General features: G+C 69.0%; 29 protein-coding genes. 12 read left to right on the top strand and 17 right to left on the bottom strand.

The window, feature by feature from the left end; genetic code table 11:
* Window positions 1–14: 14 nt before the first annotated feature.
* From NL1_RS37815 to sdhC, 7 genes are all read right to left on the bottom strand, one after another.
* Window positions 15–176 carry an alpha-crystallin domain-containing protein gene (locus NL1_RS37815; RefSeq protein WP_156095007.1) on the bottom strand — a complete coding sequence of 54 codons (162 nt, stop codon included), beginning with the start codon at window positions 174–176 and terminating at the stop codon, window positions 15–17.
* Between the two features lie 106 nt (window positions 177–282).
* On the bottom strand, window positions 283–717 hold the full coding sequence (locus NL1_RS23600; protein WP_084510888.1) for a PIN domain nuclease: 435 nt from the start codon (window positions 715–717) through the stop codon (window positions 283–285).
* Entirely contained in the window at window positions 714–923 is a 210-nt protein-coding gene (locus NL1_RS40055) for a type II toxin-antitoxin system VapB family antitoxin (protein WP_084501563.1), read from the bottom strand. Before NL1_RS40055 ends, NL1_RS23600 begins: the two co-directional genes overlap by 4 nt.
* A gap of 179 nt (window positions 924–1,102) precedes the next feature.
* Window positions 1,103–1,876 carry a succinate dehydrogenase iron-sulfur subunit gene (locus NL1_RS23590; RefSeq protein WP_067843254.1) on the bottom strand — a complete coding sequence of 258 codons (774 nt, stop codon included), beginning with the start codon at window positions 1,874–1,876 and terminating at the stop codon, window positions 1,103–1,105.
* On the bottom strand, window positions 1,876–3,645 hold the full coding sequence (gene sdhA / locus NL1_RS23585) for a succinate dehydrogenase flavoprotein subunit (protein ID WP_156095006.1): 1,770 nt from the start codon (window positions 3,643–3,645) through the stop codon (window positions 1,876–1,878). The genes NL1_RS23590 and sdhA overlap by 1 nt, the downstream gene beginning before the upstream one ends.
* 13 nt (window positions 3,646–3,658) lie before the next feature.
* Window positions 3,659–4,090, bottom strand: coding sequence for a succinate dehydrogenase hydrophobic membrane anchor subunit (locus NL1_RS23580; RefSeq protein ID WP_067843251.1), 432 nt, complete (start codon window positions 4,088–4,090; stop codon window positions 3,659–3,661).
* A gap of 85 nt (window positions 4,091–4,175) precedes the next feature.
* The gene (gene sdhC / locus NL1_RS23575) at window positions 4,176–4,574 is read right to left on the bottom strand and encodes a succinate dehydrogenase, cytochrome b556 subunit (RefSeq protein ID WP_084510887.1); all 399 of its coding nucleotides are present in this window, start codon (window positions 4,572–4,574) and stop codon (window positions 4,176–4,178) included.
* A 301-nt stretch (window positions 4,575–4,875) separates the two neighbouring features.
* Between sdhC and NL1_RS23570 the strand changes: the two genes are divergently transcribed.
* The 4 genes from NL1_RS23570 (at window position 4,876) to NL1_RS23555 (ending at window position 8,555) form a co-directional block, all read left to right on the top strand.
* On the top strand, window positions 4,876–5,277 hold the full coding sequence (locus NL1_RS23570) for a cytidine deaminase (protein ID WP_067843248.1): 402 nt from the start codon (window positions 4,876–4,878) through the stop codon (window positions 5,275–5,277).
* Window positions 5,278–5,306: 29 nt separating this feature from the next.
* Complete coding sequence (locus NL1_RS23565) at window positions 5,307–6,596, top strand: thymidine phosphorylase (RefSeq protein ID WP_067843245.1); 1,290 nt, start codon at window positions 5,307–5,309, stop codon at window positions 6,594–6,596.
* 144 nt (window positions 6,597–6,740) lie between these two features.
* Entirely contained in the window at window positions 6,741–7,838 is a 1,098-nt protein-coding gene (locus NL1_RS23560; protein ID WP_067843242.1) for an adenosine deaminase, read from the top strand.
* A 60-nt stretch (window positions 7,839–7,898) separates the two neighbouring features.
* On the top strand, window positions 7,899–8,555 hold the full coding sequence (locus NL1_RS23555) for a hypothetical protein (protein WP_156095005.1): 657 nt from the start codon (window positions 7,899–7,901) through the stop codon (window positions 8,553–8,555).
* Between the two features lie 36 nt (window positions 8,556–8,591).
* Here the strand turns inward: NL1_RS23555 and NL1_RS23550 are convergent, their stop codons facing one another.
* The 5 genes from NL1_RS23550 to NL1_RS23530 form a co-directional block, all read right to left on the bottom strand.
* Window positions 8,592–9,836: a SatS C-terminal domain-containing protein gene (locus NL1_RS23550; RefSeq protein ID WP_067843236.1), complete on the bottom strand. Its 1,245-nt coding sequence runs from the start codon at window positions 9,834–9,836 to the stop codon at window positions 8,592–8,594.
* A gap of 26 nt (window positions 9,837–9,862) precedes the next feature.
* Window positions 9,863–10,210 (bottom strand): YbaB/EbfC family nucleoid-associated protein, encoded by a 348-nt coding sequence (locus NL1_RS23545; protein ID WP_067843233.1) that lies wholly within the window; start codon window positions 10,208–10,210, stop codon window positions 9,863–9,865.
* A gap of 121 nt (window positions 10,211–10,331) precedes the next feature.
* Window positions 10,332–10,673 (bottom strand): hypothetical protein, encoded by a 342-nt coding sequence (locus tag NL1_RS23540; protein WP_067843230.1) that lies wholly within the window; start codon window positions 10,671–10,673, stop codon window positions 10,332–10,334.
* Window positions 10,670–11,779: a C40 family peptidase gene (locus NL1_RS23535; protein WP_067843228.1), complete on the bottom strand. Its 1,110-nt coding sequence runs from the start codon at window positions 11,777–11,779 to the stop codon at window positions 10,670–10,672. Before NL1_RS23535 ends, NL1_RS23540 begins: the two co-directional genes overlap by 4 nt.
* Before the next feature lie 4 nt (window positions 11,780–11,783).
* The gene (locus tag NL1_RS23530) at window positions 11,784–12,092 is read right to left on the bottom strand and encodes a hypothetical protein (protein ID WP_245673491.1); all 309 of its coding nucleotides are present in this window, start codon (window positions 12,090–12,092) and stop codon (window positions 11,784–11,786) included.
* A gap of 156 nt (window positions 12,093–12,248) precedes the next feature.
* Here NL1_RS23530 and upp point away from each other — a divergent pair, with 156 nt between their 5' ends.
* Window positions 12,249–12,872, top strand: a complete 624-nt coding sequence (upp, locus tag NL1_RS23525; protein ID WP_067843223.1) for a uracil phosphoribosyltransferase — start codon at window positions 12,249–12,251, stop codon at window positions 12,870–12,872.
* Between the two features lie 123 nt (window positions 12,873–12,995).
* On the opposite strand, the gene NL1_RS38640 is transcribed toward upp, so the two are convergent.
* Genes NL1_RS38640 through NL1_RS23515 form a run of 3 tightly spaced genes read right to left on the bottom strand, consistent with a single transcriptional unit; the run spans window position 12,996 to window position 15,438 of the window.
* Window positions 12,996–13,154 (bottom strand): hypothetical protein, encoded by a 159-nt coding sequence (locus NL1_RS38640; protein WP_169813601.1) that lies wholly within the window; start codon window positions 13,152–13,154, stop codon window positions 12,996–12,998.
* A 10-nt stretch (window positions 13,155–13,164) separates the two neighbouring features.
* On the bottom strand, window positions 13,165–14,658 hold the full coding sequence (locus NL1_RS23520) for a phospho-sugar mutase (RefSeq protein ID WP_067843220.1): 1,494 nt from the start codon (window positions 14,656–14,658) through the stop codon (window positions 13,165–13,167).
* Entirely contained in the window at window positions 14,659–15,438 is a 780-nt protein-coding gene (locus NL1_RS23515) for a purine-nucleoside phosphorylase (protein ID WP_067843217.1), read from the bottom strand.
* Between the two features lie 104 nt (window positions 15,439–15,542).
* Here NL1_RS23515 and NL1_RS23510 point away from each other — a divergent pair, with 104 nt between their 5' ends.
* The 3 genes from NL1_RS23510 to NL1_RS23500 all read left to right on the top strand — a co-directional run bounded on the left by NL1_RS23510 (window position 15,543) and on the right by NL1_RS23500 (window position 18,864).
* On the top strand, window positions 15,543–16,247 hold the full coding sequence (locus NL1_RS23510) for an enoyl-CoA hydratase-related protein (RefSeq protein WP_067843214.1): 705 nt from the start codon (window positions 15,543–15,545) through the stop codon (window positions 16,245–16,247).
* A gap of 80 nt (window positions 16,248–16,327) precedes the next feature.
* Window positions 16,328–17,527: a M20 family metallopeptidase gene (locus tag NL1_RS23505; RefSeq protein WP_067843211.1), complete on the top strand. Its 1,200-nt coding sequence runs from the start codon at window positions 16,328–16,330 to the stop codon at window positions 17,525–17,527.
* A gap of 170 nt (window positions 17,528–17,697) precedes the next feature.
* A complete protein-coding gene (locus NL1_RS23500) occupies window positions 17,698–18,864 on the top strand; it encodes a M20 family metallopeptidase (protein ID WP_067843313.1) in 1,167 nt (388 codons plus the stop codon).
* Window positions 18,865–18,945: 81 nt separating this feature from the next.
* On the opposite strand, the gene NL1_RS23495 is transcribed toward NL1_RS23500, so the two are convergent.
* Window positions 18,946–19,425, bottom strand: a complete 480-nt coding sequence (locus NL1_RS23495; protein ID WP_067843310.1) for a gamma-glutamylcyclotransferase family protein — start codon at window positions 19,423–19,425, stop codon at window positions 18,946–18,948.
* 162 nt (window positions 19,426–19,587) lie between these two features.
* On the opposite strand from NL1_RS23495, the gene NL1_RS23490 reads away from it, so the two are divergent.
* The 4 genes from NL1_RS23490 (at window position 19,588) to NL1_RS23475 (ending at window position 24,808) form a co-directional block, all read left to right on the top strand.
* Window positions 19,588–20,997, top strand: a complete 1,410-nt coding sequence (locus tag NL1_RS23490) for an NAD(P)H-quinone dehydrogenase (RefSeq protein ID WP_067843208.1) — start codon at window positions 19,588–19,590, stop codon at window positions 20,995–20,997.
* A gap of 312 nt (window positions 20,998–21,309) precedes the next feature.
* On the top strand, window positions 21,310–22,347 hold the full coding sequence (locus NL1_RS23485; protein ID WP_245673490.1) for a hypothetical protein: 1,038 nt from the start codon (window positions 21,310–21,312) through the stop codon (window positions 22,345–22,347).
* A 72-nt stretch (window positions 22,348–22,419) separates the two neighbouring features.
* A complete protein-coding gene (locus tag NL1_RS23480) occupies window positions 22,420–23,538 on the top strand; it encodes a DUF8176 domain-containing protein (protein WP_245673489.1) in 1,119 nt (372 codons plus the stop codon).
* A gap of 91 nt (window positions 23,539–23,629) precedes the next feature.
* Window positions 23,630–24,808, top strand: coding sequence for an aminotransferase-like domain-containing protein (locus tag NL1_RS23475; protein WP_067843305.1), 1,179 nt, complete (start codon window positions 23,630–23,632; stop codon window positions 24,806–24,808).
* A gap of 6 nt (window positions 24,809–24,814) precedes the next feature.
* Here the strand turns inward: NL1_RS23475 and glpK are convergent, their stop codons facing one another.
* Window positions 24,815–26,314, bottom strand: coding sequence for a glycerol kinase GlpK (gene glpK, locus NL1_RS23470; protein WP_067843202.1), 1,500 nt, complete (start codon window positions 26,312–26,314; stop codon window positions 24,815–24,817).
* Window positions 26,315–26,424 lie beyond the last annotated feature (110 nt).

The following is a 26,424-nucleotide window of genomic DNA, read 5'->3' as shown; positions in this document are numbered from 1 at the left end:
CTGGGGGATTCGGCCTAGCTGAACGGCATTGCGACACACCAGCGATCGAAGTCGTGCTTGTTCTTGCCCTGATTCAGGCGCGGCCAGTGTTGCTCCTGCGCCAGGATCAGGAACCGGCTGCGGTCGCCGCTCTGGAAGCGGCCGAATTCTGCGTGCCGGTCGTGGAGTAGCGTCAACGGCTTTCGTTGTCGGGATTCTCTTCGGACCGTGATCGCTACGCCGATTCGGCACACTGCTACACCGTCGCGGCAGACCCGAGCAAAGAAGCTGGCGCGCGACAAATCAGTTCAGGCTGCCCTGGGGGGCGACCCACACGTGCGGTTGCCGGGTGACGGTTGCGATGTGCTCGAAGTCGGCGTCGTAGTGCACGAGGACCGCGCCGTGGAACTCGGCTACGGCGGCGGTGAGTAGATCGATGATTCCGGCCGAACGGTGCTGACTCCTGCGCGCCATCAGAAGTTGGACCTCCCTGGCGCGGTCGGCGATGGTCTCGTTGATCGGCAGATTGACGTACAGGGAGCGGCGTCGTTGGCCGATGTTCTGGACGTCGGCGAGGTTGCGTCCGGAATATCCGGCCTCGAGGTCGACGGTGACGCAGGTCGCGGCGGCGCGGTCGGCGATGAGGCCCGCGATGACGCTACGTACCGGTGGATGCCTGATGCGAGCGGCTGCCGAGGTGTCGACGAGATGGAGCCGCAATGGTGTTGTTTCGGTCAACGGCGAGCCTGGCGCATGATCTCCGGATCGTCGATGTCCGGTCCGACTCCGAACCCGTAAGGATCGTTCAGCACCTGCTCGATCCGTCGCCTGCGATCGGCCACGAACTCGAGCGCGGCGTTGACCGTGTCCTTCTTCGTGGTCGTGCCCAGCTCCTTGGCGGCCAGCGCCAGCGCTTCGTCGTTGAGGTCGATCATGGTCTTCATATGTCTCACGATAAATCTCCAGCTATGTGTCCAGCAATATCGATAGATATTCGTAACCCTCGGCTCCGCGGATCGGTGCGTGCCGGACTGATGGAGAGGCGCCAACGAAGAAGGCCGCCACCATCTTTGAGATGGTGGCGGCCTTCGTTGTCGGCCGTGGATCCGTTCGGATCCGGAGATCAGCGGGCGAAGAGGAGGGCTCGCTTGACTTCCTGGATGGCCTTGGTGACCTCGATGCCGCGGGGGCAGGCGTCGGTGCAGTTGAAGGTGGTGCGGCAGCGCCAGACGCCTTCGACGTCGTTGAGGATGTCGAGGCGTTCGCGGGCGCCTTCGTCGCGGCTGTCGAAGATGAAGCGGTGGGCGTTCACGATCGCGGCCGGGCCGAAGTAGCTGCCGTCGCTCCAGTACACGGGGCAGGAGGTGGTGCAGCAGGCGCACAGGATGCACTTGGTGGTGTCGTCGAACCGGGCGCGGTCGGCCTGGCTCTGGATGCGCTCGCGGGTGGGCTCGTTACCCGTGGTGATCAGGTAGGGCTTCACCGCGCGGAACGCGTCGAAGAACGGCTCCATGTTCACCACGAGGTCCTTCTCCACGGGCAGGCCGCGGATCGGCTCGACGGTGACGGTGATCGACTTGCCGCCCTTGGGCAGCATGTCCTTCATCAGCACCTTGCAGGCCAGCCGGTTCACGCCGTTGATCCGCATGGCGTCCGAACCGCAGACGCCGTGCGCGCAGGAGCGGCGGAAGGTGAGCGTGCCGTCCAGGTAGGACTTGATGTAGATGAGCACGTTCAGGAAGCGGTCGGTCGGCAGGACCGGCACCTGGAAGGACTCCCAGTGCGCGCCCTTCTCGTCCTCCGGGTTGAACCTGGCCACCTTGACGGTGATCATCACCGAGCCGTCGGGGACCGGAGCCGGCTTCTGCGAGGAGGGTGCTTCGGCTACAGCAGTCATCAGTACTTACGCTCCATCGGCTCGTAACGGGTCTGCACCACCGGCTTGAAGTCGAGGCGGATGTCGGAGATGAGCTCGGGGCTCTCCTTGTAGGCCATCGTGTGCCGCATGAAGTTCACGTCGTCGCGGTCCGGGTAGTCCTCGCGGGCGTGGCCGCCGCGCGATTCCTTCCGGTTCAGCGCGCCGACGACGGTGACCTCGGCCAGCTCGAGCAGGAAGCCGAGCTCGACGGCCTCCAGCAGGTCGCTGTTGTACCGCTTGCCCTTGTCCTGCACCGTGATCCGCGTGTACCGCTCCTTGAGCGCGTGGATGTCGGTGAGGGCCTGCTTGAGGGTGTCCTCGGTGCGGAACACGGCGGCGTTCATGTCCATCGTGTACTGCAGCTCGGTGCGGATGTCGGCGACCCGCTCGTTGCCGTGCTCCGACAACAGCATGGCCAGCCAGTCGGTGACCATCTGCGCCGGGCTCGCCGGCATGTCGACGAACTCGGTGCGCTGGGCGTACTCCGCGGCGGCGATGCCCGCGCGGCGGCCGAACACGTTGATGTCGAGCAGCGAGTTGGTGCCGAGGCGGTTGGAGCCGTGCACGGAGACACACGCGCATTCGCCCGCCGCGTAGAGGCCTGGCACGATGTCGGTGTTGTTGCGCAGCACCTCGCCGCGGATCCGGGTCGGGATGCCGCCCATCACGTAGTGACAGGTCGGCATGACCGGCACCGGCTCCTTCACCGGGTCCACACCCAGGTAGGTGCGGGAGAACTCGGTGATGTCGGGCAGCTTCTCCTCGAGCACGTCCTCGCCGAGGTGGGTCACGTCGATGAGTACGTAGTCCTTGTTCGGCCCGGCACCGCGACCTTCGAGCACCTCGAGCACCATCGAGCGGGCGACGATGTCGCGCGGCGCGAGGTCCTTGATGGTGGGGGCGTAGCGCTCCATGAACCGCTCGCCGGAGGCGTTGCGCAAGATGCCGCCCTCACCACGGACCGCTTCCGAGATCAGGATGCCGAGACCGGCCAGACCTGTCGGGTGGAACTGGTGGAACTCCATGTCCTCCAGCGGCAGACCCTTGCGGAACACGATCGCCATGCCGTCGCCGGTCAGCGTGTGCGCGTTCGAGGTGGTCTTGTACATCCGGCCCGAGCCGCCCGTGGCGAACACGATCGACTTGGCGTGGAAGACGTGCAGCTCGCCGGTGGCCAGCTCGTAGGCGACCACACCGGTGGCGATCGGACCGCGGTCGCTCTCGGTGAGCACCAGGTCGAGCACGTAGAACTCGTTGTAGAACTCCACGTCGTGCTTGACGCAGTTCTGGTACAGCGTCTGCAGGATCATGTGGCCGGTGCGGTCGGCGGCGTAGCACGCGCGGCGGACCGGGGCCTTGCCGTGATCGCGGGTGTGGCCGCCGAAGCGGCGCTGGTCGATCTTGCCCTCGGGGGTCCGGTTGAACGGCAGACCCATCTTCTCGAGGTCCATCACCGCGTCGATGGCCTCCTTGGCCATGATCTCCGCGGCGTCCTGGTCGACCAGGTAGTCACCACCCTTGACGGTGTCGAAGGTGTGCCACTCCCAGTTGTCCTCTTCGACGTTGGCCAGCGCCGCGCACATGCCGCCCTGGGCCGCGCCGGTGTGGCTGCGGGTCGGGTACAGCTTGGTCAGCACGGCGGTGCGGACCCGGGGACCGGCCTCGATCGCCGCGCGCATGCCCGCGCCACCGGCACCGACGATGACGACGTCGTAGCGGTGTTCCTGAATCGGTCGCGATTCACTCATCGAGGGCCTGTTCCTAACTGATGTTGGGGTCGAAGGTGAAGATGACGTAGGTGCCGACGCCCATGACCAGGATCATCGAGATGACCAGCAGGGTCTTGAGCCAGAACCGCGTCGAGTCCTTGCGGGAGTAGTCGTCGATCACGGTGCGCAGGCCGTTGCCGCCGTGCAGCTGGGCCAGCCACAGCATGGTCAGGTCCCAGATCTGCCAGAACGGGGACGCCCAGCGGCCCGCGACGAAGGCGAAGTTCAGACGCTGCACGCCGCCGTCGATCATCAGCATGATGAACATGTGGCCCAGGACAAGGACCATCAGCAGCAGGCCGGAGAAGCGCATGAACAGCCACGCGTACTTCTCGAAATTGTTGCTGGAGCGGGCGCGCGGCGAGCGGGGCAGATCCAGGCTGGCCGGGCGGTCGTAAGACTTACCGAGAACAGGTGCGCTCATGCCTGCGCCTCGCTGACGCTCGGCTCCACCATGACCGCACTGGCGGCTGTGTTCATGATTCCTTCGCTTCGCTCAGTCATGGTTATCAGTGCTCCGTGAACAGGTAGAAGAACTGGCGACCGACACCGGCGGCGGAGACCAGGATCCAGATGGCGAGCACAATCCAGAGCATCTGGCGCTGGTAGCGCGGGCCCTGGGACCAGAAGTCGACGAGGATCACGCGGACGCCGTTGAGCGCGTGGAAAAGCACGCAGACCACGAGACCCATCTCCATCAGAGCGACGAGCGGGTTCTTGTAGGTCTCGATCGCCTCGTCGTAGGTGGCCGGGCTGACCCGGACCAACGCGGTATCCAAGACGTGCACGAAGAGGAAGAAGAAGATGGTGACACCGGTGATCCGGTGCAGCGCCCAGGACCACATTCCGGGGTCGCCTCGGTACAGCGTCTTCCGCTTCGGCTGGGCCGGAGCTTCGATCGTGGTCATAGAGTGCGGTGCCTCCAACGTCGTTGATGGACCCGGTCTCAGGTCCCGGGCCGGCCACGTGAAGGGGGCGAATGCCCAGGTTGCTGCGCTGTGCACCCTGTGTGCTCCGTTTGCGCGGGGCCCGCCGGGAACCTGAACCGATCTGTTGTGGACTCTAATCCTCTCTGTTTCGCGGAACTAATTCGGCGTGCCGTGCGTTGCGCGACAATCGGCTGGGTTAGGTTTACCTTTGTTGATGCGCAATGGGGTGTGCGGCCGCTGTCGCGTGCCCTCGTCGCGGTCGTTCGTCGGGAGGTTCGCGATGTCGGAAATCGCGTGGAATATTTTGCGCGACAAAGCTATTCGAGTAATGCACAACGCCTATGCGCCCTACTCGCGTTTCCCGGTCGGCGCCGCAGCTCTCACTTCCGACGGTCGAATTGTGAGCGGTTGCAATGTGGAAAATGTCTCATATGGATTGGCCCTCTGTGCCGAATGCGTACTCGTCGGTAACTTATTCGTGAGTGGCGGCGGGCGGCTCGCGGCGGTCTCGGTCTGCGATTCCCGCGGCGAAATCCTGATGCCGTGCGGTCGCTGCCGCCAACTTCTCTACGAGCACGGCGGTCGCGAGCTGTTGGTCGATCACCGCACCGGACCCGTCCGGCTCAGCGCTCTGCTGCCCGACGCATTCGGCCCCGGCGACCTGAACGCCGGACAGCAGTAGCCGTTGTCGTGCCGTGCCAGACTGGCCGGGTGACGGGTGTGGACGCGGTTTCGATCATCACGACCAAGCGCGACGGCGGGGAGCTTTCGGACGCGCAGATCGACTGGGTGGTCGACGGATTCACCAGGGGCTCGGTTGCCGACGAGCAGATGTCGGCGCTGGCCATGGCCATCGTGTGGCGCGGGATGACGCGCAGGGAGACGGCCCGGTGGACGGCCGCGATGATCGCCTCGGGGCGGCGGATGGACTTCACGGATCTGCCGCGTCCCACGGTGGACAAGCACTCCACGGGCGGGGTCGGCGACAAGATCACGCTGCCGCTCGCGCCGCTGGTCGCCGCCTGCGGCGCGGCCGTGCCGCAACTCTCGGGGCGTGGGCTGGGACACACCGGCGGCACCCTCGACAAGCTCGAGTCGATCCCCGGCTGGCGTGCCGATGTCGAGGTGGCGCGCATGCGCGAGATCCTGGCCGATCCGGCGATCGGCGCGGTGGTCTGCGCGGCCGGGGCCGACCTCGCGCCCGCCGACAAACGCCTCTACGCCCTGCGTGACGTCACGGGCACGGTCGAGTCCATCCCGCTGATCGCCAGTTCGATCATGAGCAAGAAGATCGCCGAGGGCACCGGCGCGCTGGTGCTCGACGTGAAGGTCGGTGCGGGCGCGTTCATGAAAGAACTCGGCGCCGCCCGCGAACTGGCCACCACCATGGTCGAACTAGGCCAGGACGCGGGGGTGCGGACGGTCGCGCTGCTCACCGCGATGGACACCCCGCTGGGGCGCACCGCGGGCAACGCGCTCGAGGTGGCCGAATCGGTCGAGGTACTGGCCGGTGGCGGTCCCGCCGACGTGGTGGCGCTGACCCTGGCGCTGGCCGGGGAGATGGTGGCGCTGGCCGGTCTGGACGTCGATCCGGCCGACGTGCTCGCCGGTGGCCGGGCGATGGATTACTGGCGCACGATGGTGCGAGCCCAGGGCGGCGACCCCGACGGGCCCCTGCCGCGGGCCAGGCACACCGAAACCCTGCGGGCCGAGCGCGACGGCGTGCTGACCCGTCTGGACGCCATGGGCGTCGGCATCGCCGCCTGGCGCTTGGGGGCGGGCCGCGCCCGCCAGGGCGACCCGGTGCAGTTCGGTGCGGGCATCGAGATGCACGCCAAGCCGGGTGATCCCGTCGTCGCGGGACAAGCGTTGCTCACCTTGCACACCGACACCCCGGACGCGATTCCGGGAGCCGTTGCCGCACTGGCTGATTCGATCACCATTGACGCCACCGCGCCGACCGGGGACGCCCCGCTGATCCTGGACCGCATCGGTTCCTGAACGCGGGTTCCGGCCGGGCTGCCGACCGTGATCGGCAAACGCACGCGGACGCGCTGTGAACGGCGTCGTAGCCCGACGGCAACGAGATGGTTGCCACGGTGGAAGTTCGCTGCCGATTCCGCGCGGCGCGGCTAACGTGTGGTCATGACAGGACCGATGCCGCTGACCCTCGCCTCGATCCGCCAAGCTCCCAAGGCGCTGCTGCACGATCACCTCGACGGTGGTCTGCGGCCCGCGACCGTGCTGGAGCTCGCCGCCGATTGCGGTTACGACGACCTACCCGCCACCGACGAGGCCACCCTGGCGGCCTGGTTCCGCGACGCCGCCGACAGCGGGTCGCTGGAGCGCTACCTCGAGACGTTCGCGCACACCGTCGCGGTGATGCAGACGCCGGAGGGCCTGCGCCGGGTGGCCCGCGAATGCGCCGAGGACCTGGCCGCCGACGGCGTGGTGTACGCGGAGGTGCGTTTCGCGCCCGAGCAGCATCTGGAGCGTGGTCTGAGCCTGGACGAGGTCGTCGAGCACACTCTGGCGGGTTTCCGCGAGGGCGAAGCGGCCGCCGCCGAGGCGGGGCATTCGATCGTGGTGACCTGTCTGCTGACGGCGATGCGGCATGCGGCGCGGTCGCTCGAGATCGCCGAGCTCTCGGTGCGCTGGCGCGACCGTGGCGTCGGCGGCTTCGACATCGCGGGCGCGGAGGCGGGCTTCCCGCCGAGCAGGCACCTGGACGCGTTCGAGTACATGCGGGCGAACAGCGCGCACTTCACCATCCACGCGGGTGAGGCGTTCGGCCTGCCGTCGATCCACGAGGCGCTGGCCTTCTGCGGCGCCGACCGGCTCGGGCACGGCGTGCGCATCACCGACGACATCCAGGTGCCCGGCGCGCTGGCGGACGCGGAGCTGGGGCTCGTCGCGAACTACGTGCGGGATATGCGGATTCCGCTCGAGCTGTGTCCGTCGTCGAACGTGCAGACCGGCGCGGTGCCCGCGCTGGACAAGCATCCGTTCGACCTGCTGGCCCGGCTGCGCTTCCGCGTCACGGTCAACACCGACAACCGCCTGATGAGCGACACCACGATGAGCGCGGAGATGCTGAAGCTGGTCGAGACCTTCGGCTACGGCTGGAGCGATCTGGAGCGGTTCACCATCAACGCGATGAAGTCGGCGTTCATCCCGTTCCCGGAACGGCTGCGCATCATCGACGACATCATCAAGCCGGGGTACGCGGTGCTGCTCGGCTGAGCGCGCGCGAGGGCGGACATCCGCCACGGAGTCCGATATAGCGGTCTATCGTGGGATGTCGTGACGATTGTGCAGATTCCCGGTCGATTCAATGGCCCGCCGGATTCGGGCAATGGCGGCTACGTCGCCGGACGCCTCGCCGAACACTGTGACGAGGACACGGTGACGGTAATGCTGCGCAACCCGGCGCCGCTGGACACGCCGTTGCGGCTGGAGGACGGCAAGTTGTTCGACGGCGAGCGCTTGATCGCCGAATCGAGAGCGGGGGCGTTCGAACGGGATGTTCCGGGATTCGTCCCGCACGAGGTGGCGAAGACCGCCGCGAGCTCCTACGCGACCAACGACATGTTCGCGCAGTGCTTCGTCTGCGGCAACGCGCGCGAGGATGGCCTGCGTATCGAGCCGGGGCCGGTACGCGCGGGCGTGGTCGCGGCTCCGTGGACGCCGGACGAATCGCTGCCGATCGGCGCCGCGCTGCTGTGGGCGACGCTGGACTGCCCGGGTGGCTGGTCGGTGCCGGGCATGCTGGACCGTCCCGCGCTGCTCGGTTCGATGACGGCCGCGGTGCTCGACCTGCCCGAGGTGGGCGAGCCGTGCGTGGTGGTCGGGGAAAGTCACGGCGAGCAGGGCCGCAAAATCTACACCGCCGCCGCGGTGTACGGCGCAGACGAGCGGTTGCTCGGGCACGCGGAGCACATCTGGATCCGGCTGAAATAAGTTGGGGCCGAACGGATTCGGCCCCAACTCGACGGACTACTGCGGCGTGAGCCGAGCCTCGAAGGCGCGCTCGAGCTCGCGCCAGCTCTGCGCCTCGGCGGCGAACGGCGGGTTCGGAGCCATCCGGGTCGGGTCCGGGTTGAGCAGGTAGGAGACGTACCAGCCCAGGGGAGTGGACTGGGCGAGCGCCTGCTCCACGCTCTCGTCCTCGGCGTAGTCGGCGGCATCGGTGAACAGTTCGACGGCCAGGTCGAGCTGCTCGATGTCGACCGCCTCCGGGCCTTCGGCCAGATCCTCGGCCAGGCCGGGCAGCACGTAGACGTTCTCGTCGGTCACCTCGACCTCGAGCGAACCGTCCACGGCGGCAGTCTGCACCTCGCCGTAGGTGCTCACCTTCGCCAGATCGTGGTCGTGCTCGTCGGCGAGGTAGCGGGCGAGGGCGCGCTCGGAACCGAACACGGTGATCGCGCCGTTCTTGCCGAGGAAGATCGGCTCGTCGTCGAGGTAACAGCGCAGCGTGAAGTGGGTGCCGTCCGCGGTCACGATCTTGACCGGGTCGATGCCGACCCCACCCCAGAACGAGTCGTCCTCGTCTTCGTCCTCGTCGTCCAGATCGACGGCCTCGAACTCCTCGTCCTCGTCGCTGTCGGCCGCGTCGTCGGCGTCGACCACGTTCTCCTCGGCCGCGAGCAGTTCGGCTTCGGCGACCGCGACGGCCTCGGCGTCCACGTCCGGTGTGGCGACCACCGAGTCGATGGCGTCGAGCACCGCGTCCCAGTCCTTGGCGATGGCGGCGCCGATCTGGTCCCAGAGTTCCTCGCCGTCGCGCCCGACGAACGCGCTCACCCCGCCGGGCAGCGCGCCGAGGACGGGATGCGAGCCGAAGAACTTGGTCACCGTCTCCAGCTCGCACACCTCGCCGATGTTGCGGACCATGCCGAGGGTGTCCTCCAGCTCGGCGATGCTCTCCACGTCGGGGTCGCCCGCGGCCAGTTCCGGCACCGCGACCAGGTCGAAGCTGAAATTCTCCTCCGGCTCCAGTTCCACCGCCGAGAGCCCGGCGACGACCTTCCACGCGGGATGGTCGACCAGATCGTTGTCGGAGCTGGTCCGGATGAACGCGGCCAGTTCGGCGACGGTGTCGAAGCCATAGAGGGAATCCTCGTGTCCGAGGAATGCCATCCACTCGTCGTCACCGTCGCGCCAGCGCGGTGCCCACAGGGTGACGAGATCGCCGTCGGTCAGGCCGAGCTCGATCGGGACGATGTCTCCAGAAGCCATGTGCGGAAGCCTATCGACCTTCCGGCTCAGGCACTATCCGGCCCGCCCCCAAGAGCGCCCGTCGCGCCGTTCGGTGCCGGTGCGAACGACTCGTTCAGTGTCGCAACGACCTTCGAGCGCTGCGCCCCCGCGTCCTCGGAAGCCTGCCGACAGGCCCAGACGATCAGCTGGGAGACGTCGGCGGGCGCCATCGACGTGACCGCCTCCGACAGCGTCAGCCCGACCAGCGCGCCCTCGCTGTTCATCTCGACGGTGACCGCGCCGTCCTCGGTCGTGAACTGGCCGCGCACCTGCTTGAGGCCGTACAGTGCGGCCTCCAGCGCCTCCAGTTTCTGGGTCGCACTCGCGACGAGCGCGTCCATCTCCGCACTCATGCCTGCACCTCGCTGACGCTCGGCTCCGGCATGCGCGCGGCGCGCTGGCACATGATTCGCTCACTGCGTTCGCTCATTGGAGCCAGCTCCTCGTTTCGCTCGTTTCGCTCGTTCAGGCCGCTCATACCGGCCTCATCCAGCTCGTCGGTCCCGTGTCGGCGTCATCGATGCGGTCGAGCTCGTCGACCGCCTGCTGCCGGGTGGGCAGTCCGAGCCGGTCCAGGACGTCGGCGGGCATGCCCGTCTCGGCGAGAGCCTCGCGGCGCTTGGCGCGTGCGGCGATGGCCGACCGCTGGGTCAGGCGCAGGATCTCGTTGGCGAGAGCCTGGGCGCCGTAGCGGTATTCGCTGCGCTCGAACTTGATCTCGACCGGCATGCCCTGGTCGGTCGCGCGCACCGCGATGGTGCCGGACCTGTTCTGGCTGACCGCGAGGGTGACGTTCGGGATCTGCTGATCGGTCATGCTGTCGGCCTGTAGAAGCCGTAGAACTCCATGCCCATGTTCTCCGTTCGGATGGAACTGACCGAGACCGGATCGCCGGCCTCGACGAGTTGCCCGTTGCCGACGACCATGGCGACGTGGCCGTCCCATACGGCCAGGTCGCCGGGCATCAGATCGCCGGGCGAGACCTGCGGGTGTCCGATGTGCTGCTCTTGGGCCAGGCGCGGCAGTTCGAGGCCGGCCTCGCTGTAGGCGTACTTGGTCAGGCCGCTGCAGTCGATGCCGGAGCCCGGGGAATTGCCGCCCCAGACGTAGGGCGTGCCGACCGCGCTGAGTGCCGACTGGACCGCGGTCGCGGCCTTCTCGTTCGGCGCCTCCACGACGCTGCCGTCCGGCAGGGTGATCTTCACGCCGTCCTTGCCGGACGGTGTGGCGGTGGTGCTGCCGGGCTGCTGCGAGCTCGGGTTGCTCGTGCCGGGGCTCGTCTTGGCGACGTTCTGCACCGAGCTGCTCGCCATACTCGTGACCAGCGAACCGGCCTGGCCGACCACGCCCATCAGGCCCGAGAGGCCGGAGCTCGCCGAGCTGGTCAGTGCACTGGGCAGCGACGCGAGCGAGGGACTGGACGGCGGCGGGGTCAGCTGGGTCATCGTCGCGGTGTGCGTGTCCAGCTCGTTGCGCACCCGGCCGACCACGCCGAGTCCCTGGTTCAGGTGGTCGATGGCGGAGCCGACGAGCGCCATGAAACCCGGCGGCGTCGTGATCGTCGGGCCGAGCGCCGTCGCGGTGTTCACGAAGGACTGCACGACGGCGTTGAGATCTTTCTGCCCGGTCTCGACCTCGGTGGCGGCCTGGTCGACGACGGTTGCCATCTCGTTGCCGCGGTCCGAGATGTTGGCCGCCGATGTCTGCACGCGCAGCGCCTTCGCGGTCGCCGCGTCGGCGGCGACGCCGTCCCACGCGGTGTTCATCTGGTTGATGCTGTTGCGGCCCAACTGGTGTAGCTGATCCAGCGTCGTCGACGTGGAAGTCAGTGCGTCGGCCGGGCCGCCACTGGGCAGCACGCCGGTGCCGAAACTGCCGAGCAGATCGAGCAGGGGCTTGACCAGGAGGTTGACGTCGATCACCGGCTCATCCGTCCAGTTCGGCGGACTTCAGCGCGGCCGCGTTGTTCAGGTCGGTCTCGGTGAGCACGGTCGCCGCGCCCGCCGCCGCGCCGCCCATGCTGCCGAGGACGGCGGACAATTGCCCGATCGACGCGACGTGTCCGGCGTGCGCCGCGGAATACGCGGCCATGAAATCCCCGCCGATGAGGCCCATGATCGGACCGAGCAGCGCGGGCGATGCGCCCGCGGCCCCCGCGGCGACGCCGGCCATTTCACCGGCCATCACCTCGGCGGTCGCGCCGTAGGCGGCGATGCCCTCGGTGTCAGCCGACATCTTCGACATAGTGCTTCCCCCATCTGTTCGTTCCCAGGCAGAGTACGTCATTCACCTAGTTCGACGCGTCGCCTTGCCATTCGGTTCCACCGCCTCGGAAAAAAAATTCACGAGGACATTCGACACCGAACTCGTCACGAACCTTATCGTTCCCTCATGCGTACGCACAGTGTGGACCACCCACTCGCCGCCACCCTGCTGACGACGATGCGCGACGCGCGCACGCCGAATGCCGTGTTCCGTAACGCGCTGCGGGATCTCACCGGCGTCCTCGTCTACGAGGCGCTGCGTGAGGCGCCCGTGACCAGGTACGAGATCGAAACCCCCGTCTCCTTCGCCGAGGGCGTGCGGCTGGCCAAGCCGCCGCTGCTCGTCCCGGTGCTGCGCGCCGGGCTCGGCATGGTCGACGCCGCGGCCGAGCTGATCCCCAACGCCCAAGTCGGTTTCGTCGGCATCGCCCGCGACGAGACCACCCACCAGCCGGTGCCGTACATGGAGTCGCTGCCCGCCGACCTGTCCGGGATCCCGGTGTTCGTGCTGGACCCGATGGTGGCGACCGGCGGCTCCATGCGGCACACCCTCGAACTGCTCGCCGCCCGCGGCGCGACGGACATCACCGCGGTCTGCGTGGTCGCCGCGCCGGAAGGTATTGCGGTGCTGGAGAAGTCGGGCCTGCTGGAGCGACTGGTGACCGCGACGGTCGACGCGGGCCTGAACTCCGACGCCTACATCGTCCCCGGCCTCGGCGACGCGGGCGACCGCCAGTTCGGCCCCCGCTGACGCGTTCAGCGCGGGTGGGCGAAACAACTCCAGATGTGAACACTGCGTGCAGCGGTAGGTGTGCGATGGCCGTGCTCGCGCGGCTGCCGCAGGCCGCGGTGGCCGCCGTGACCGAAGCGGCGTTCACGCGTCGATCAGCCGGCGCGGGCGGCCCATCCGTTTCGCGCCACCGAACACGCCGAACTCGAGCGCGCCCTCGACCCAACGCGCATGGCCGCGAGCGTGTTCGCCGGAGTCCTCGATGAATCCGGCCGCGAGATCGGTAGCGCCGAGTGTGCTCACCCGAGATGGATTACAGCGCGCGACAGAACTCGGAGAGTAGGGAGAGTCGTTGGGCGGCGGCGCTTCTCGCGTCGGACAGCGCGGTGCGGTCGGCAACCGGCTCGACGACCTCTAGGTAGCACTTGAGTTTGGGCTCGGTCCCCGAGGGCCGGATCACCACCCGGATGCTCGTGCCCTCGAAAACCAGCGCGTCGGTGCGCATCCGGCCGCGCGCCTGGAGCAGATCCGCGTACTTCATCGGCTCGCCCGCGATCTCGCCGGGCGGGTCGGCGCGCAGCCGCTCGACGACCGCCGCGGCGGCATCGGTGTCGGCCAGCCGCAGCGCGACCTGATCGCCCGCGTGCAGGCCGAATTCGACCGCGAAGTCGTCGAGTTCGTCGAGCAGCGTGCGCCGCTCGGCCTTCAGCCTGGCCACCAGGTCGGCCGTGAGGACGGCCGCCGAGATGCCGTCCTTGTCGCGAACGGCCGCCGGGTCGACGCAGTGGCCGATGGCCTCCTCGTAGGCGTACACCAGTCCGTCGCCCGCGCGGGCCAGCCATTTGAAGCCGGTGAGCGTTTCCGCGTAGCGGGCTCCCCGGGCCTGCGCCAGTTTGGAAAGCAGCCGCGAGGACACGATCGTGGTGGCCACCAGTGCGTCCGGCGGCGCGGTGCGCAACACGCAATCGCCGAGCAGCACACCGGTTTCGTCGCCACGCAGCATGCGCCACCCGTCCGGGCCCGGCACGCCGACCGCGCAGCGATCAGCATCGGGATCCAGCGCGATGGCCACATCGGCGCCGACCCGCTCGGCCAGCGCCAGCAGCCGATCGGCGGCGCCGGGTTCCTCCGGGTTCGGGAAAGCGACGGTGGGGAAGTCGGGATCGGGCGCGAATTGCTCGGTCACCACGTGCACGTCGGGGAAGCCCGCGGCGGCCAGCGCTCGCACGGCGATCTCGCCGCCGACCCCGTGCAGCGGCGTCAGCGCGATCCGCACGTCGGCGCGCGCGCCGGGACCGCCGACGAGTTCGGGCAGCCGGGCCACCCGCGCGAGATAGCGGTGCACGAGCGCGTCGTCGGACTCCGCGACCGGGACGCGCGGGATCGGCTCAGCGACGGCCTCGATGCAGCGCTCGATCTCGGTGTCCGCGGGGGCGATCAACTGCGAGCCGCCGTCGAGATACAGCTTGTAGCCGTTGTCTGCGGGCGGGTTGTGCGACGCGGTGATCTGCACACCGGCCACCGCGCCCAGCTCGCGCACCGCGTACGCCAGCACCGGCGTCGGCACCGCGCCGGGCAGCAGGGTGACCGGAAAGCCCGCCGCCGCAAAGATTTCCGCGACCGCGGCGGCGAACTCGGGGGAGCCGTGCCTGGCATCGCGGCCCACCACGACCTGGCCGCCCCCGAGGCACCGGCCGCGCAGCCAGTCGACCACGCCCGCCGTCGCCCTGCTCACGGTCGTCACGTTCATGCCGTCCGCGCCCTCGCGCAGCGGCCCGCGCAGACCTGCGGTCCCGAAACGCAGCATCTACAGCCGCTCCAGCACGCCGCGCAGCAGCTTGCCCAGCCGTGGCGCCGCCGCGTTGCCCTCGGCGAGCACCTCGGCGTGCGACAGGTGCGCACCGGTCACGCCCGCGGCGAGATTGGTCACCAGCGAGATGCCGAGGACTCGGGCGCCGAGTGCGCGGCAGGCGATCGCCTCCAGCACCGTCGACATGCCGACCAGGTCGGCACCGATGGTGCGCAGCATGCGGATCTCGGCGGGCGTCTCGTACTGTGGCCCGGTCAGGCCCGCGTACACGCCCTCGGCCAAGCTCGGATCGATTTCCCTTGCCAGCGCCCGCAATTCGGGATCCCACGCGTCGACGAGGTCGACGAACGTCGCCCCGGTCAGCGGGGTGCGGCCGGTGAGATTGAGGTGGTCGCTGATCAAGACCGGCTCGCCGACCTGCAGGCCGGGCCGGATTCCGCCCGCCGCGTTGGTCAGCACGACGATCTCCGCGCCCGCCGCCACCGCCGCGGACACCGGGTGCACCACGTCAGCGGGCTGATAGCCCTCGTAGAGATGCTGGCGGCCCATCAGCAGCAACACGGGCGTCTCGCCGACGTGCACCGAATGCACCATGCCGACGTGGCCCTGCGCGGTCGGTTCGCCGAATCCGGGCAGTTCCGGCATCGGCACCGTGGCCGACGGCGCGCCGACTTCCGCGGCGGCCTGTTGCCACCCCGAACCCAACACGACGGCCACCCGGTGGCGCTCGACTCCCGTACGTTCGGCGATCGCCACGGCGGCCTGTTCGGCAAGCATGAAAAGAGTCTATGTGGGGTGTGCGATTTCGGCGGGGGCGCGCGGGTGCGGGCGGTGCGTTACCCGCGAGTAGGGGCGCGTGCCGATGGCGATACGCTGCACGCATGCCGTATCTGGAACGTCAGGGAGATGTGTTCGTGCTGTACCTCGGGAACGAGGGACAGACCGATAGCGAGAACCGCTTCCATCCGGACTGGATCGATGCGGTGCACGCGTTGTTCGACGAGGTCGAGGCGTCCGAGGGGCCCGCGGCGCTGGTCACCACGGCGAGCGGCAAGTTCTTCAGCAACGGCCTCGACACCGACTGGTTGTTCGGCAACCTCGGCGAGATCCACGGCTACCTGGACAAGGTGCACTCGCTCTACACCCGCCTGCTCGCCTTCCCGATGCCGACGGTCGCCGCGATCAACGGGCACGCGTTCGGCGCGGGCGCGATGCTGGCCACCTCGCACGACTTCCGCATCATGCGGGCCGATCGCGGCTTCTGGAGCCTGCCCGAGGTGCACCTCGGCATGCCGTTCACCGTCGGCATGAACGCCCTGCTCACCAACCGCCTGAGCAACCAGGTCTGTGTGCAGGCCATGACCACCGGCCACCGCTACCCGGCCGACCAGGCCGTCGCGGCGGGCATTGTGGACCAGACCGCCGATGCCGACGCGTTGCTGGAGACCGCCGTCGGGTACGCCGCGGCACTGGCGGGCAACCGCAAGCCGAACCTGCCGGTGATCAAGCGGGCGCTGCACGCCGAGGCGCTCGCCGGACTCGCGGTGCCGACCACCAAAGAGAATCTGGCGTTCGCCGCCGGATAACCGCAGGCCAGGCGTGATTGTGACCGGACAGACGGACACGCGCCGCGCCCGATTCGCGACACAGTGCCAGACTGTGTCCCATGCCACCACCGCGTAGCACCGATGCCGCGGCGGCTTCCGATGCCGCTGTGGCGTCCGCGGCCGCGCGATTGATCGATCTCTCGCACGCCATTCACGCCGAGCCGGAACTGGCCTTCGAGGAGACGCGCAGCGTCGCGAAGGTGCTCGAGCCGCTCACCGAGCGTGGTTTCGAGGTCGAGACGGGCGTCGCGGGCCTGCCGACGGCGTTTCGGGCAAGCTATGGAAGCGGTGCATTGACGGTCGGCATCTGCGCCGAATACGACGCCCTGCCCGAGATCGGGCACGCCTGCGGGCACAACATCATCGCCGCGTCGGCCGTCGGCGCGGCGCTCGGCCTCGCCGAGGCTGCCGACGAGCTCGGTATCACCGTGGTGGTGCTGGGGACGCCCGCTGAGGAGAGCGGCGGCGGTAAGGTGCTCATGCTGGAGCGCGGCGTCTTCGACGACATCGCGATGGCGATGATGGTGCACCCGGGGCCCTACGACATCGCGGGCGCGCACTCGCTGGCCCTCGCCGACATCGGCGTGGTCTTCCGCGGGCAGGAGGCGCACGCCAGTGCGGCTCCCGAACACGGCCGCAACGCGGGGGACGCGGTCACCATCACTCAGGTAGCTCTTGGGTTGCTGAGGCAGCATCTCCAACCCGGTCAGCAACTTCACGGTATAGTCAGCGACGGTGGCGTAGCCCCCAACATCGTGCCCGGACGTGCGGAACTGCTGTACTACCTACGCGCAGTCGACTCCGCATCCCTCGACGATCTGATGCGACGAGCGTCGGCTTGTTTCGAGGCGGGCGCCCTCGCGACCGGCTGCACCCACGAAATCCGGACGCTCGCGCCCACATATACCGAACTGACGCCCGACCCGGCACTACTGTGTGCCTATCGCGAGCAGATCGCCGACCTGGGACGGGTGCCGATCGCACCGGAGCTCGAGGCGCAGCGACCGCTCGGCAGCACCGATATGGGCAATGTCACCAACGTCATCCCGGGCATCCATCCGGTCATCGGCATAGATGCCGGTGGGGCGGTGACGCATCAACCGGGCTTCGCCGCGGCCAGTGTCAACGCCTCGGCGGATCGCGCGGTCACCGATGGCGCGGTCGCGCTCGCGCGTACCGCAATCGCCGTCGCCCGCGATGAAAAACACAGAGACAGGTTGTTGCAACGACTCGTTCAACGACAGGAGGACATTCGGTGAGCACTACAGGCCGACCGGCGGCGCGAGCGACGGGCCAAGACGCGGCGCGCGCTACCACGGAGGGCCCCGCGAGTGCCGCATTGTCGAACACCTCGGCGCGAGCCACCGGGCCCAAGGGCGCGGCGTGCCTGAACCAGGAGGCGCCGGGCGGCGTCGCGACGAATACCGTCGTGACCGGCCGGGATGCGGTCGAATCGTGGCTGGCCGAACATGCGGTCGACCTCGTGCAGTGGCGCAGGCACATCCACGCCAACCCCGAGTTGTCCCGCACCGAGTTCGGCACCACCGAGTTCGTCGCGGCCTGGCTGACCAAGGCGGGCCTCTCGCCGCAGAAGATGCCAGGCGGCACCGGCCTGATCTGTGACATCGGCCCCGAGGGCCCGCGCGTCGGCCTGCGCGCCGACATGGACGCGCTCCCGCTCCAGGAGTTCACCGGCCTCCCCTTCGCCTCGACCGTGCCGGGCGTCTCACACGCTTGCGGCCACGACGCGCACACCACGATCCTGCTCGGCACCGCCTTGGCGCTCGCCGAGGTGCCGGAGCTTCCGGTCGGCGTGCGGCTGGTCTTCCAGCCCGCCGAGGAAGTGATGCCGGGCGGCGCGATCGACCTGGTCGCCGCGGGTGTGATGGAGGGTGTGGAGCGGATCTTCGCGCTGCACTGCGATCCGCGCCTGGAAGTCGGCCGCGTCGGCATCCGCGTGGGTGCGATCACCTCGGCTGCCGACACCATCGAGTTGGTGCTGGACTCGCCGGGCGGTCATACCTCGCGGCCGCACCTGACCAGCGACCTCGTCTACGCCATCGGCACCGTGATCACCGGCCTGCCCGGCCTGCTCAGCCGCCGCATCGATCCGCGGACCAGCACCGTGATGGTGTGGGGCGCGGTGTCGGCGGGCAAGGCGCCGAACGCCATACCGCAGACAGGCATGCTGACCGGCACCGTCCGCACCGGCGACCACGCGACGTGGTCGCTGCTGGAGCCGATGGTGCACGAGATCGTCGACGGCCTGCTCGCGCCGACCGGGGTGCGATACCAGCTCAACTACCGCCGCGGGGTGCCGCCGGTGGTCAACGACGAGCACTCGACCCGGCTCTTCGAGGACGCCATCCGCGCGCTCGGCCCCGACGCGCTGGCCGACACCATCCAGTCCGGCGGCGGCGAGGACTTCTCCTGGTACCTGGAGGAGGTGCCCGGCGCGATGGCGCGCCTCGGCGTCTGGTCCGGCCACGGCGAACAGCTCGACCTGCACCAGCCGACCTTCGATCTCGATGAGCGCGCGCTCGAAGTGGGCGTGCGGGTGTTGTCGAACATCGTGCTGCAGCAGCAGCCGCGCTGAGTGGTCGAAACAGCCGAGTCGAAACGAAACGAACGAACCCCGCCGCCCGGGCAGGCGCCCGGCGGCGGGGTTCGTCTCGTCTCAGCTCGAGTAGTTGCCCGGTCCCACGTTACGGCTGTTCCTGGTGCGTAGCGCGTGCACGTAATCCTCTGGCGCGCCTGCCTTTTCGGCCGCATCCGCCATCACGCCCAGGTAGCGCGCCGAGGGTAGGCCGCCCTCGTAGGCGTCGAGCACGTACAGCCAGGCCAGCCGCGGCTCGGTCCCGCTGCCCGGACTCGGCGTGACGCGCAGCCGGATCTTCTTGTGGATACCGAAGTCCGAGCCCTCCCACCGATCCAGTAATTGCTCGTCCTCGGGTGAGACGTCGTAGAGCACGACGAAAACCCGCGACCCCGGTTCCTCGACGACCGTTGCCAGCGGCCCTTCCCACCCGATGTCGTCGCCGGCGAAGGTCAATCGCCAGCCCTCCAACCAGCCGGTTCCGGACATGGGGGAGTGCGGACAGCGCTCGAGCATCTGGGTCGAGTCCATGTTGGACCCGTAGGCGGCGTAGATCGGCACCAGCAAAGGGTAGCCAATGATGTCACCGGATCGCCGCTATCCCGCCCACATGACGCCGTGTTCGCGACGCAACGCCCAGGTGTGGCGAACCCGACAGCGGCCGGAGCACTAACGTTAGCCGGGTACCGGAGATCCCGGTCGACAGCTCGAGCGGAGGTATCCATGACCCGCATTGCGATCATCGGTGGCGGCCCGGCCGGCTATGAGGCGGCCCTGGTCGCGGCCCAGCACGGCGCGGAGGTGACACTGATCGACCGCGACGGCATCGGTGGTGCGTGTGTGTTGTGGGACTGCGTCCCGTCCAAGACCTTCATCGCCTCCACCGGGGTGCGCACCGATCTGCGCCGGGCCAGGGATCTCGGAATCACGCTCGACCCGAGTCAGGCGGGCGTTCAGCTGCCCGAGGTGAACGCGCGCGTCAAGGCGCTGGCGCTTGCCCAGTCCTCCGACATCCGGTCCAAGCTGCAGTCCGCGGGCGTGACCGTGCTCTCCGGCTGCGCCCAGCTGGCCGAAAACGGGGGCGGACGTGCGGCGCACCGGGTGCTCGTCACGCTCGACGGCGGCCGCGAGCGGGAGCGGCTGATCGAGGCCGAGGTGGTGCTGATCGCCACCGGCGCCAGCCCGCGCGTGCTGCCCGGCGCCGAACCCGACGGTGAACGCATCCTGAACTGGCGTCAGCTCTACGACCTGCGCGAGCTGCCGGAGACCCTGGTGGTGGTCGGTTCCGGTGTGACCGGCGCCGAATTCGTCTCCGCCTACACGGAATTGGGCGTTCGCGTGAAGCTGGTGTCCAGTCGCGACCGGGTGCTGCCCCACGAGGACGCCGACGCCGCCCTCGTGCTCGAGGAGGCGCTGGCCGAGCGCGGCGTCGAACTGGTGAAGCACGCCAGGGCCGACGCCGTCGAGCGCACCGCCGAGGGCATCGTGGTCAAGCTCTCCGACGGCCGCACCGTGGCGGGCACGCACGCGCTGATGACCGTCGGTTCCACCCCGAACACCGAGGGCCTCGGCCTGACGGAGGCGGGGGTCGAGCTCGACCGCGGCGGCTACCTCCGGGTCGACCGGGTCTCGCGCACCTCGGTGCCCGGCGTCTACGCCGCGGGCGACTGCACCGGCCTGCTCCCGCTGGCCTCGGTGGCCGCCATGCAGGGCCGCATCGCGATGTATCACGCGCTGGGCGAGGGCGTCAGCCCGATCCGGCTCAAGACGGTCGCGTCGGCGGTGTTCACCCGGCCGGAGATCGCCACGGTCGGCGTCAGCCAGAACGCGATCGACAACGGCGAGGTCCCCGCCCGCACCGTGATGCTGCCGCTGAACACCAATCCGCGGGCCAAGATGTCGGGGCTGCGCCGCGGTTTCGTCAAGATCTTCTGCCGCCCGGCCACCGGTGTGGTGATCGGCGGCGTCGTGGTCGCGCCGATCGCCTCCGAACTGATCCTTCCGATCGCCCTCGCGGTACAGAACAACCTGACGGTCAACGATCTCGCCCAGACCTTCTCGGTCTACCCGTCGCTGACCGGCTCGGTCACCGAGGCCGGTCGCCTGCTCATGCGCCACGACGACCTGGATTGACGTGCCGCCGCGCGGTTCCGGCGGCGATGCGGGCCGACGCGTCGAGTGACGTTGTCGGCTCGGGTATTTCACTGCGTTGCCTGCACGGCGCAACTGTGGTTGACTGCCCGCAGAGATGCGATCGGCGGGCGGTCGCGTGGTTCTGGTGTGGGGGGAAGGTCCTTTCCGAAACCGAACAGCGAACGGCCCTCGGGTCGTTCGGCGATCGCGTGCGTCTCTCCAGGGACAACTGAGTGCGGTCGATTCGATCGCACCCGGGAAAGGGATTGGCGAAAAGTGAAACATCGTAAGCCGAGTCGGGCGCAGCGAGCGATGGCGAGCACCTCGTTGCCACTGGCCACCGCGGCGGCGGTGGCTACATTGTTCGCGGCGCCGGCGGGGGCAGTTCCGAACGATCCGAGCACACCGACCACGCCGGCGGCGCCGGTCCAGCCGGGCACCGAGACCCCGCAGGCCGAGAACACGCCGGAGACCACTCAGCCGGAGCCGGGCAAGCCCGAGCAGACGGATCCGAACAAGCCGGAGAGCAAGCCGACTCCGAGCCAGCCGGGCGTCACCACCCCGGATCCGAACCAGGTGATGCCGGATCCGAAGAAGGACCCGAAGCTAGCCGCGCCGACGCAGCCGGGTGTTACCACCCCGCGGGTCGCGCCGCTGCCGGTGCCCGGTCAGGTCGAGCCCGTGCAGCCGGTCGTCGTTCCCGGCACCGAGTCGAACGACCCCAAGCCGGCTCAGCCGGGCGAGACGCGGCCGGGCGGCGAGAGCGGTGCGCAGCCGGGCGGCGACGCCGACGCGCGCGTCGTGCAGCCGGAACGGCCGGGCTCCTCCGTGCCGTCGGAGTCGGAGACGCTGGTGCAGTCGCCGCGCTGGGAGGCACCGCGCCTGCAGACCGCGCCCGCCGCCCCGGTCGTCGAGATGACCGGTCCGCACCAGGAATTCGGCGCCAACATCGACGGTGGCACCGTGCTGCCCGGTTACGTGGCCAACACCCACCACTTCCGGAACGAGGCCGGTTACGTCGGCACCGTCGGCTACAACACGCCGACCGGTAAGGGCGAGGCCGGTGTGTCGGTCGAGTTCGTCGACATCAACACGATCAAGGTCACCAGCTACACCGGTGGCGAGGGTCTGGCGCCCAACACGAGCTCCTTCGTGCTCGACACCACCCAGGTGAACCTGGCCAAGGCATCGGTCGAGCAGTGGATCGCCGCTCAGCCGGGCGGTGCCGCCGCGCTGGAAGCCGCCGCGCAAGTTACACTTCCGCCGATTGTTCCGCCGGGCGACTTGGCTCCGCAGACGGTCAACGTGGCTGGTGTGACCACGCAGTGGGGTGGCTCGTTCCAGTACTGACACGAGCTGTTCAACGGGTGGGGCGGTCGTTTTCGACCGCCCCACACGTGTGTTCTGGGGAAAGGATTGGGTGTGGCCTCCGAGAATGACGCGAAGGACAACGAAGCCGACCGGCCCGGGTCGCAGTTCGGTCCGCCGCTGAGCGATTTCGGCCCGCCGACTGCAGATTTCGGCCCGTCGGTGGGCGGCGGCTTCGGTCCGCCGCTGAGCGAGTTCGATGGTCCGCAGCTGGGCGAGACCGGAGCGCAGTGGCCCGAGCCCGCGGGCGACCATCCGAACGTGGGCTGGCGGCCCGCCGCCGAGGCGCCGCCCGTCCCGGCGACGCCGCCGCAGTATCGGGCGCCCGACGCCACGGTCTACCCGGACACCCCGCCCGCACCGCCGTCTCGTCCGGCGCCCGCCGCCGACTTCGAGCGGGACGTGTCCAACGATCAGACCGTCCGGCACACCACAGCGAGTACTCCCGCACCGAGCGCCACAGCGCCGAACACCACCGCGCCGACCGGCGGTGCGCCCGAACGCTGGTGGAACAGCGCGAGCGAATCCGGCGAGGTGCCCAAGCCGCCGTCGGAGCCGCGCAAGTCCGACTCGGGGCTGTCCTGGGCCGACGATCCGATCGCCAAGCGGCTCGCGCCGACTGCGCCGGTGGCGGCGTCCTCCAGCCGCTCCGGCGGCGGCAACACCCGCTGGATCGTGCTGGGCGTCGCGGCCGCGCTCGCCGTGCTGATCGGTCTCGTCGTGACCATCGTCGCGGTCAACGGTGGTGGTGGCGACGAAGGCACGACCGCAGCGCCGCCGCCCGTGACCAGCGCCGCGGGAGGATGCCCGCCCGCGCGCGACGGCAACATGACCCGCGGCAACGGCGCGGGCAGCACCGACAGCGGCCCGGACGCCATCCTCGGCTTCCAGTACGCGTTCTACGTCGAGCGCAGTGGTGAGCGGGTGCGCACGTTCGTCGCGCCGGACGCGGAGAACATCTCGACCGGCGAGATCATCCAGAAGGCCATCAACGACCACATCCCGAAGGGGACGACGCACTGCCTGTGGATGTTCGAGGTCGGGCCGGGCACCTACGAGGTGGACCTGCGGGAGCATCGTCCCGACGGCTCCTCGATCGTCTACAAGCAGACCGTGACCACGGTGCAGAAGGACGGCAAGACTCTGGTCTCGTCCATCAAGGAGCGGCCCTGATTCTCATATTCTGAGAATTGAATTTCACACTCTGGTAACGGTGTGACACAGTGGGGTATCGCGTACCGTGGCGTTCCCCTGGGAGGTTTCCATGTCGCCGACTGTTCCACCGCTGGCCGCGAAGCTCGGCGGCCTGAAGAGTTCGGCGATTCGTGACCTGCTCGAGCTGACCACCCGGGCCGAGGTGATCAGCCTCGCGGGCGGCCTGCCGGACGCGGAGCTGATGCCCCGCGAGCGCATCGCGACCGCGGCCGAGGCGGCGCTGCGCGGCCCCGGCTGCCTCCAGTACACCGAATCGCCCGGCTGGGCGCCGCTGCGTGACGTGCTCGCCGAGCGCGAGTCCGGCCGCCTCGGGCGCCGGGTGCCGGTCGCCGAGGTGTTCGTGACGCACGGGTCGCAGCAGGCGCTGTCGTTGCTGGCCGAGGTACTGCTCGATCCCGGCGCCCTGGTGGTCGTCGAGGATCCGGCTTACGTCGGAGCGCTCCAGGTCTTCCGCGCCGCCGGAGCGCGCATCGTCGCGGTCCCGCTGGACGGGGAGGGCATGCGCGTCGACGTGCTGCGCGAGCTGCTCGCGCGTGGCGAGCGGCCCGCGGTGGTGCACACGGTGAGCAACTTCCACAATCCGGGCGGGGTGACCATGAGCCCCGCGCGGCGCCGCGAACTCGCCGAACTCGCCGAGGCACAAGGGTTCTGGGTGATCGAGGACGACCCGTACGGCGAACTCTGGTTCGACCGGCCTGCCCCGGAACCGGTGGCGACATACTCGCCCAACGTGATTCGTCTTTCCAGCGCCTCCAAGATCCTGTCGCCGAGCCTGCGGGTCGGCTGGATGGTCGCCCCCGACGCGGTGTGCCGGGCGGTGGAACTGCTGAAACAGGGTGCGGATCTGTGCGGTTCGGCGCTCACCCAGCAGATCGCAGCCGAGCTGTTGGCAGACCGGGACTGGCTCACCACCCACGTGGACCACGTCCGCGGCGTCTACGGCGAGCGGGCCAAGGCCCTGGTGCAGGCCGTGCGCATCCGCTTCGGCGACCGCGTCGTCTGCACCGACGCCGCGGGCGGGATGTTCGTCTGGGCCGACTTCACCGACGGCACCGACACCCAGCAGTTGCTGCCACGGGCCCTGGACGCGGGCGTCGCCTACGTGCCGGGCGCCGCGTTCGCCGTCGAGAATGGCTACCGCCACTCGATGCGCATGTGCTTCACCACCTCCGACGCGGCGGTGCTCGAGGAGGCCGTCGACCGGCTGGCCGCGGCGCACGCCGAGTAGCCCGCGTCAGTCGACCCAGTTGTAGGTGCGCTCGACGGCCTTGTTCCATGCCGCGACGTGCTCCTCGCGGTCCTCGGCGGTCATGCTCGGATGCCAGGTGGTGTCGGCGGCCCAGTTGGCGCGGATGTCGTCGGTGCCCGACCAGTAGCCGACGGCGAGCCCCGCGGCGTACGCCGCGCCGAGCGCGGTGGTCTCGGTGACCACCGGCCGGACCACCGGGACCTCCAGGATGTCGGACTGGAACTGCATGAGCAGGTCGTTGCCGGTCATGCCGCCGTCGACCTTCAGCGTGGTCAGCTCCAGATCGAGATGCTGGGATTCGGCGTCGGCGCGCATCGCGTCGACCACCTCGAGGGTCTGGAACGCGGTGGATTCGAGGACCGCGCGCGCCAGGTGCGCTTTGTTGACGAAGCGGGTCAGCCCGGCGATCACGCCGCGGGCGTCGGGCCGCCAGCGCGGAGCGAACAACCCGGAGAACGCGGGCACGATGTAGGCGCCGCCGTTGTCCTCGACGCTGCCCGCCAGCTGCTCGATCTCCTCGGCGGAGTCGATGATCCCGAGGTTGTCCCGGAACCATTGCACCAGCGAGCCGGTCACCGCGATGGAGCCTTCCAGCGCGTAGACCGCGGGCTGGTCGCCCAGCCGATAGCAGACCGTGGTGAGCAGCCCGTGCTTGCTGAACACCGGGGTGGTCCCGGTGTTGAGCAGCATGAAATTGCCTGTCCCGTAGGTGTTCTTGGCCTCGCCGGGGACCAGGCAGGCCTGGCCGAAGGTGGCGGCCTGCTGGTCGCCGAGGATGCCCGCGACCGGAACGCCCCGCAGCGGACCGGAGGCGATCTCGCCGTACACCTCCGAGGAGCTGCGGATCTGCGGCAGCATCGCCTCCGGTACGCCGAAATCCGCGCAGATCTGCGAATCCCATTGCAGGGTGCGCAGATCCATGAGCATGGTGCGGGAGGCGTTGGTGACATCGGTGATGTGCAGGCCGGTCAGGTTCCACAGCACCCAGCTGTCGATGGTGCCGAAGCACAGCTCGCCCGCCTCGGCGCGCTCCTGTGCGCCGGGCACGTGGTCCAGGATCCAGCGCAGCTTGGGGCCCGCGAAGTAGGTGGACAGCGGCAGCCCGGTCCGATCCTGATAGCGGGTCGGGCCCTCGTCGCCGCCGAGTTCGGTGACGAGCCGATCGGTGCGCGTGTCCTGCCAGACGATGGCGTGGTGAATCGGCTTGCCGGTGGCGCGTTCCCAGACCACGGTGGTCTCGCGCTGGTTGGTGACGCCGACGGCGGCGATGTCACCGGCACCGAGGCCGTTCTGCTCGAGCACCTCGCCGAGCACGAGTTCGGTATTGCGCCAGATGGTTTCGGGATCGTGTTCGACCCATCCCGGCCGCGGGAAGAGTTGCTCGTGTTCGCGCTGAGCCACCCCGACGACGCGGCCATGCCGGTCGAAGACGATGCACCTGCTCGATGTCGTGCCTTGATCGATGGCGGCCACATAGCGACGCATGGCAGCAGGTTACTAAACGACCCGCGCGCTCGGTATCACATCGCGGCGGGCCGCCCGCGCCGGTTAGGCTGAGCTGGTTACCGGCGAGTAGTTCTGAACGACACACGGAG

It is taken from the genome of Nocardia lijiangensis NBRC 108240 (assembly GCF_001613045.1).
Taxonomy (GTDB): Bacteria; Actinomycetota; Actinomycetes; order Mycobacteriales; family Mycobacteriaceae; genus Nocardia; species Nocardia lijiangensis.
This window is presented reverse-complemented; position numbering and strand designations above follow the sequence as displayed.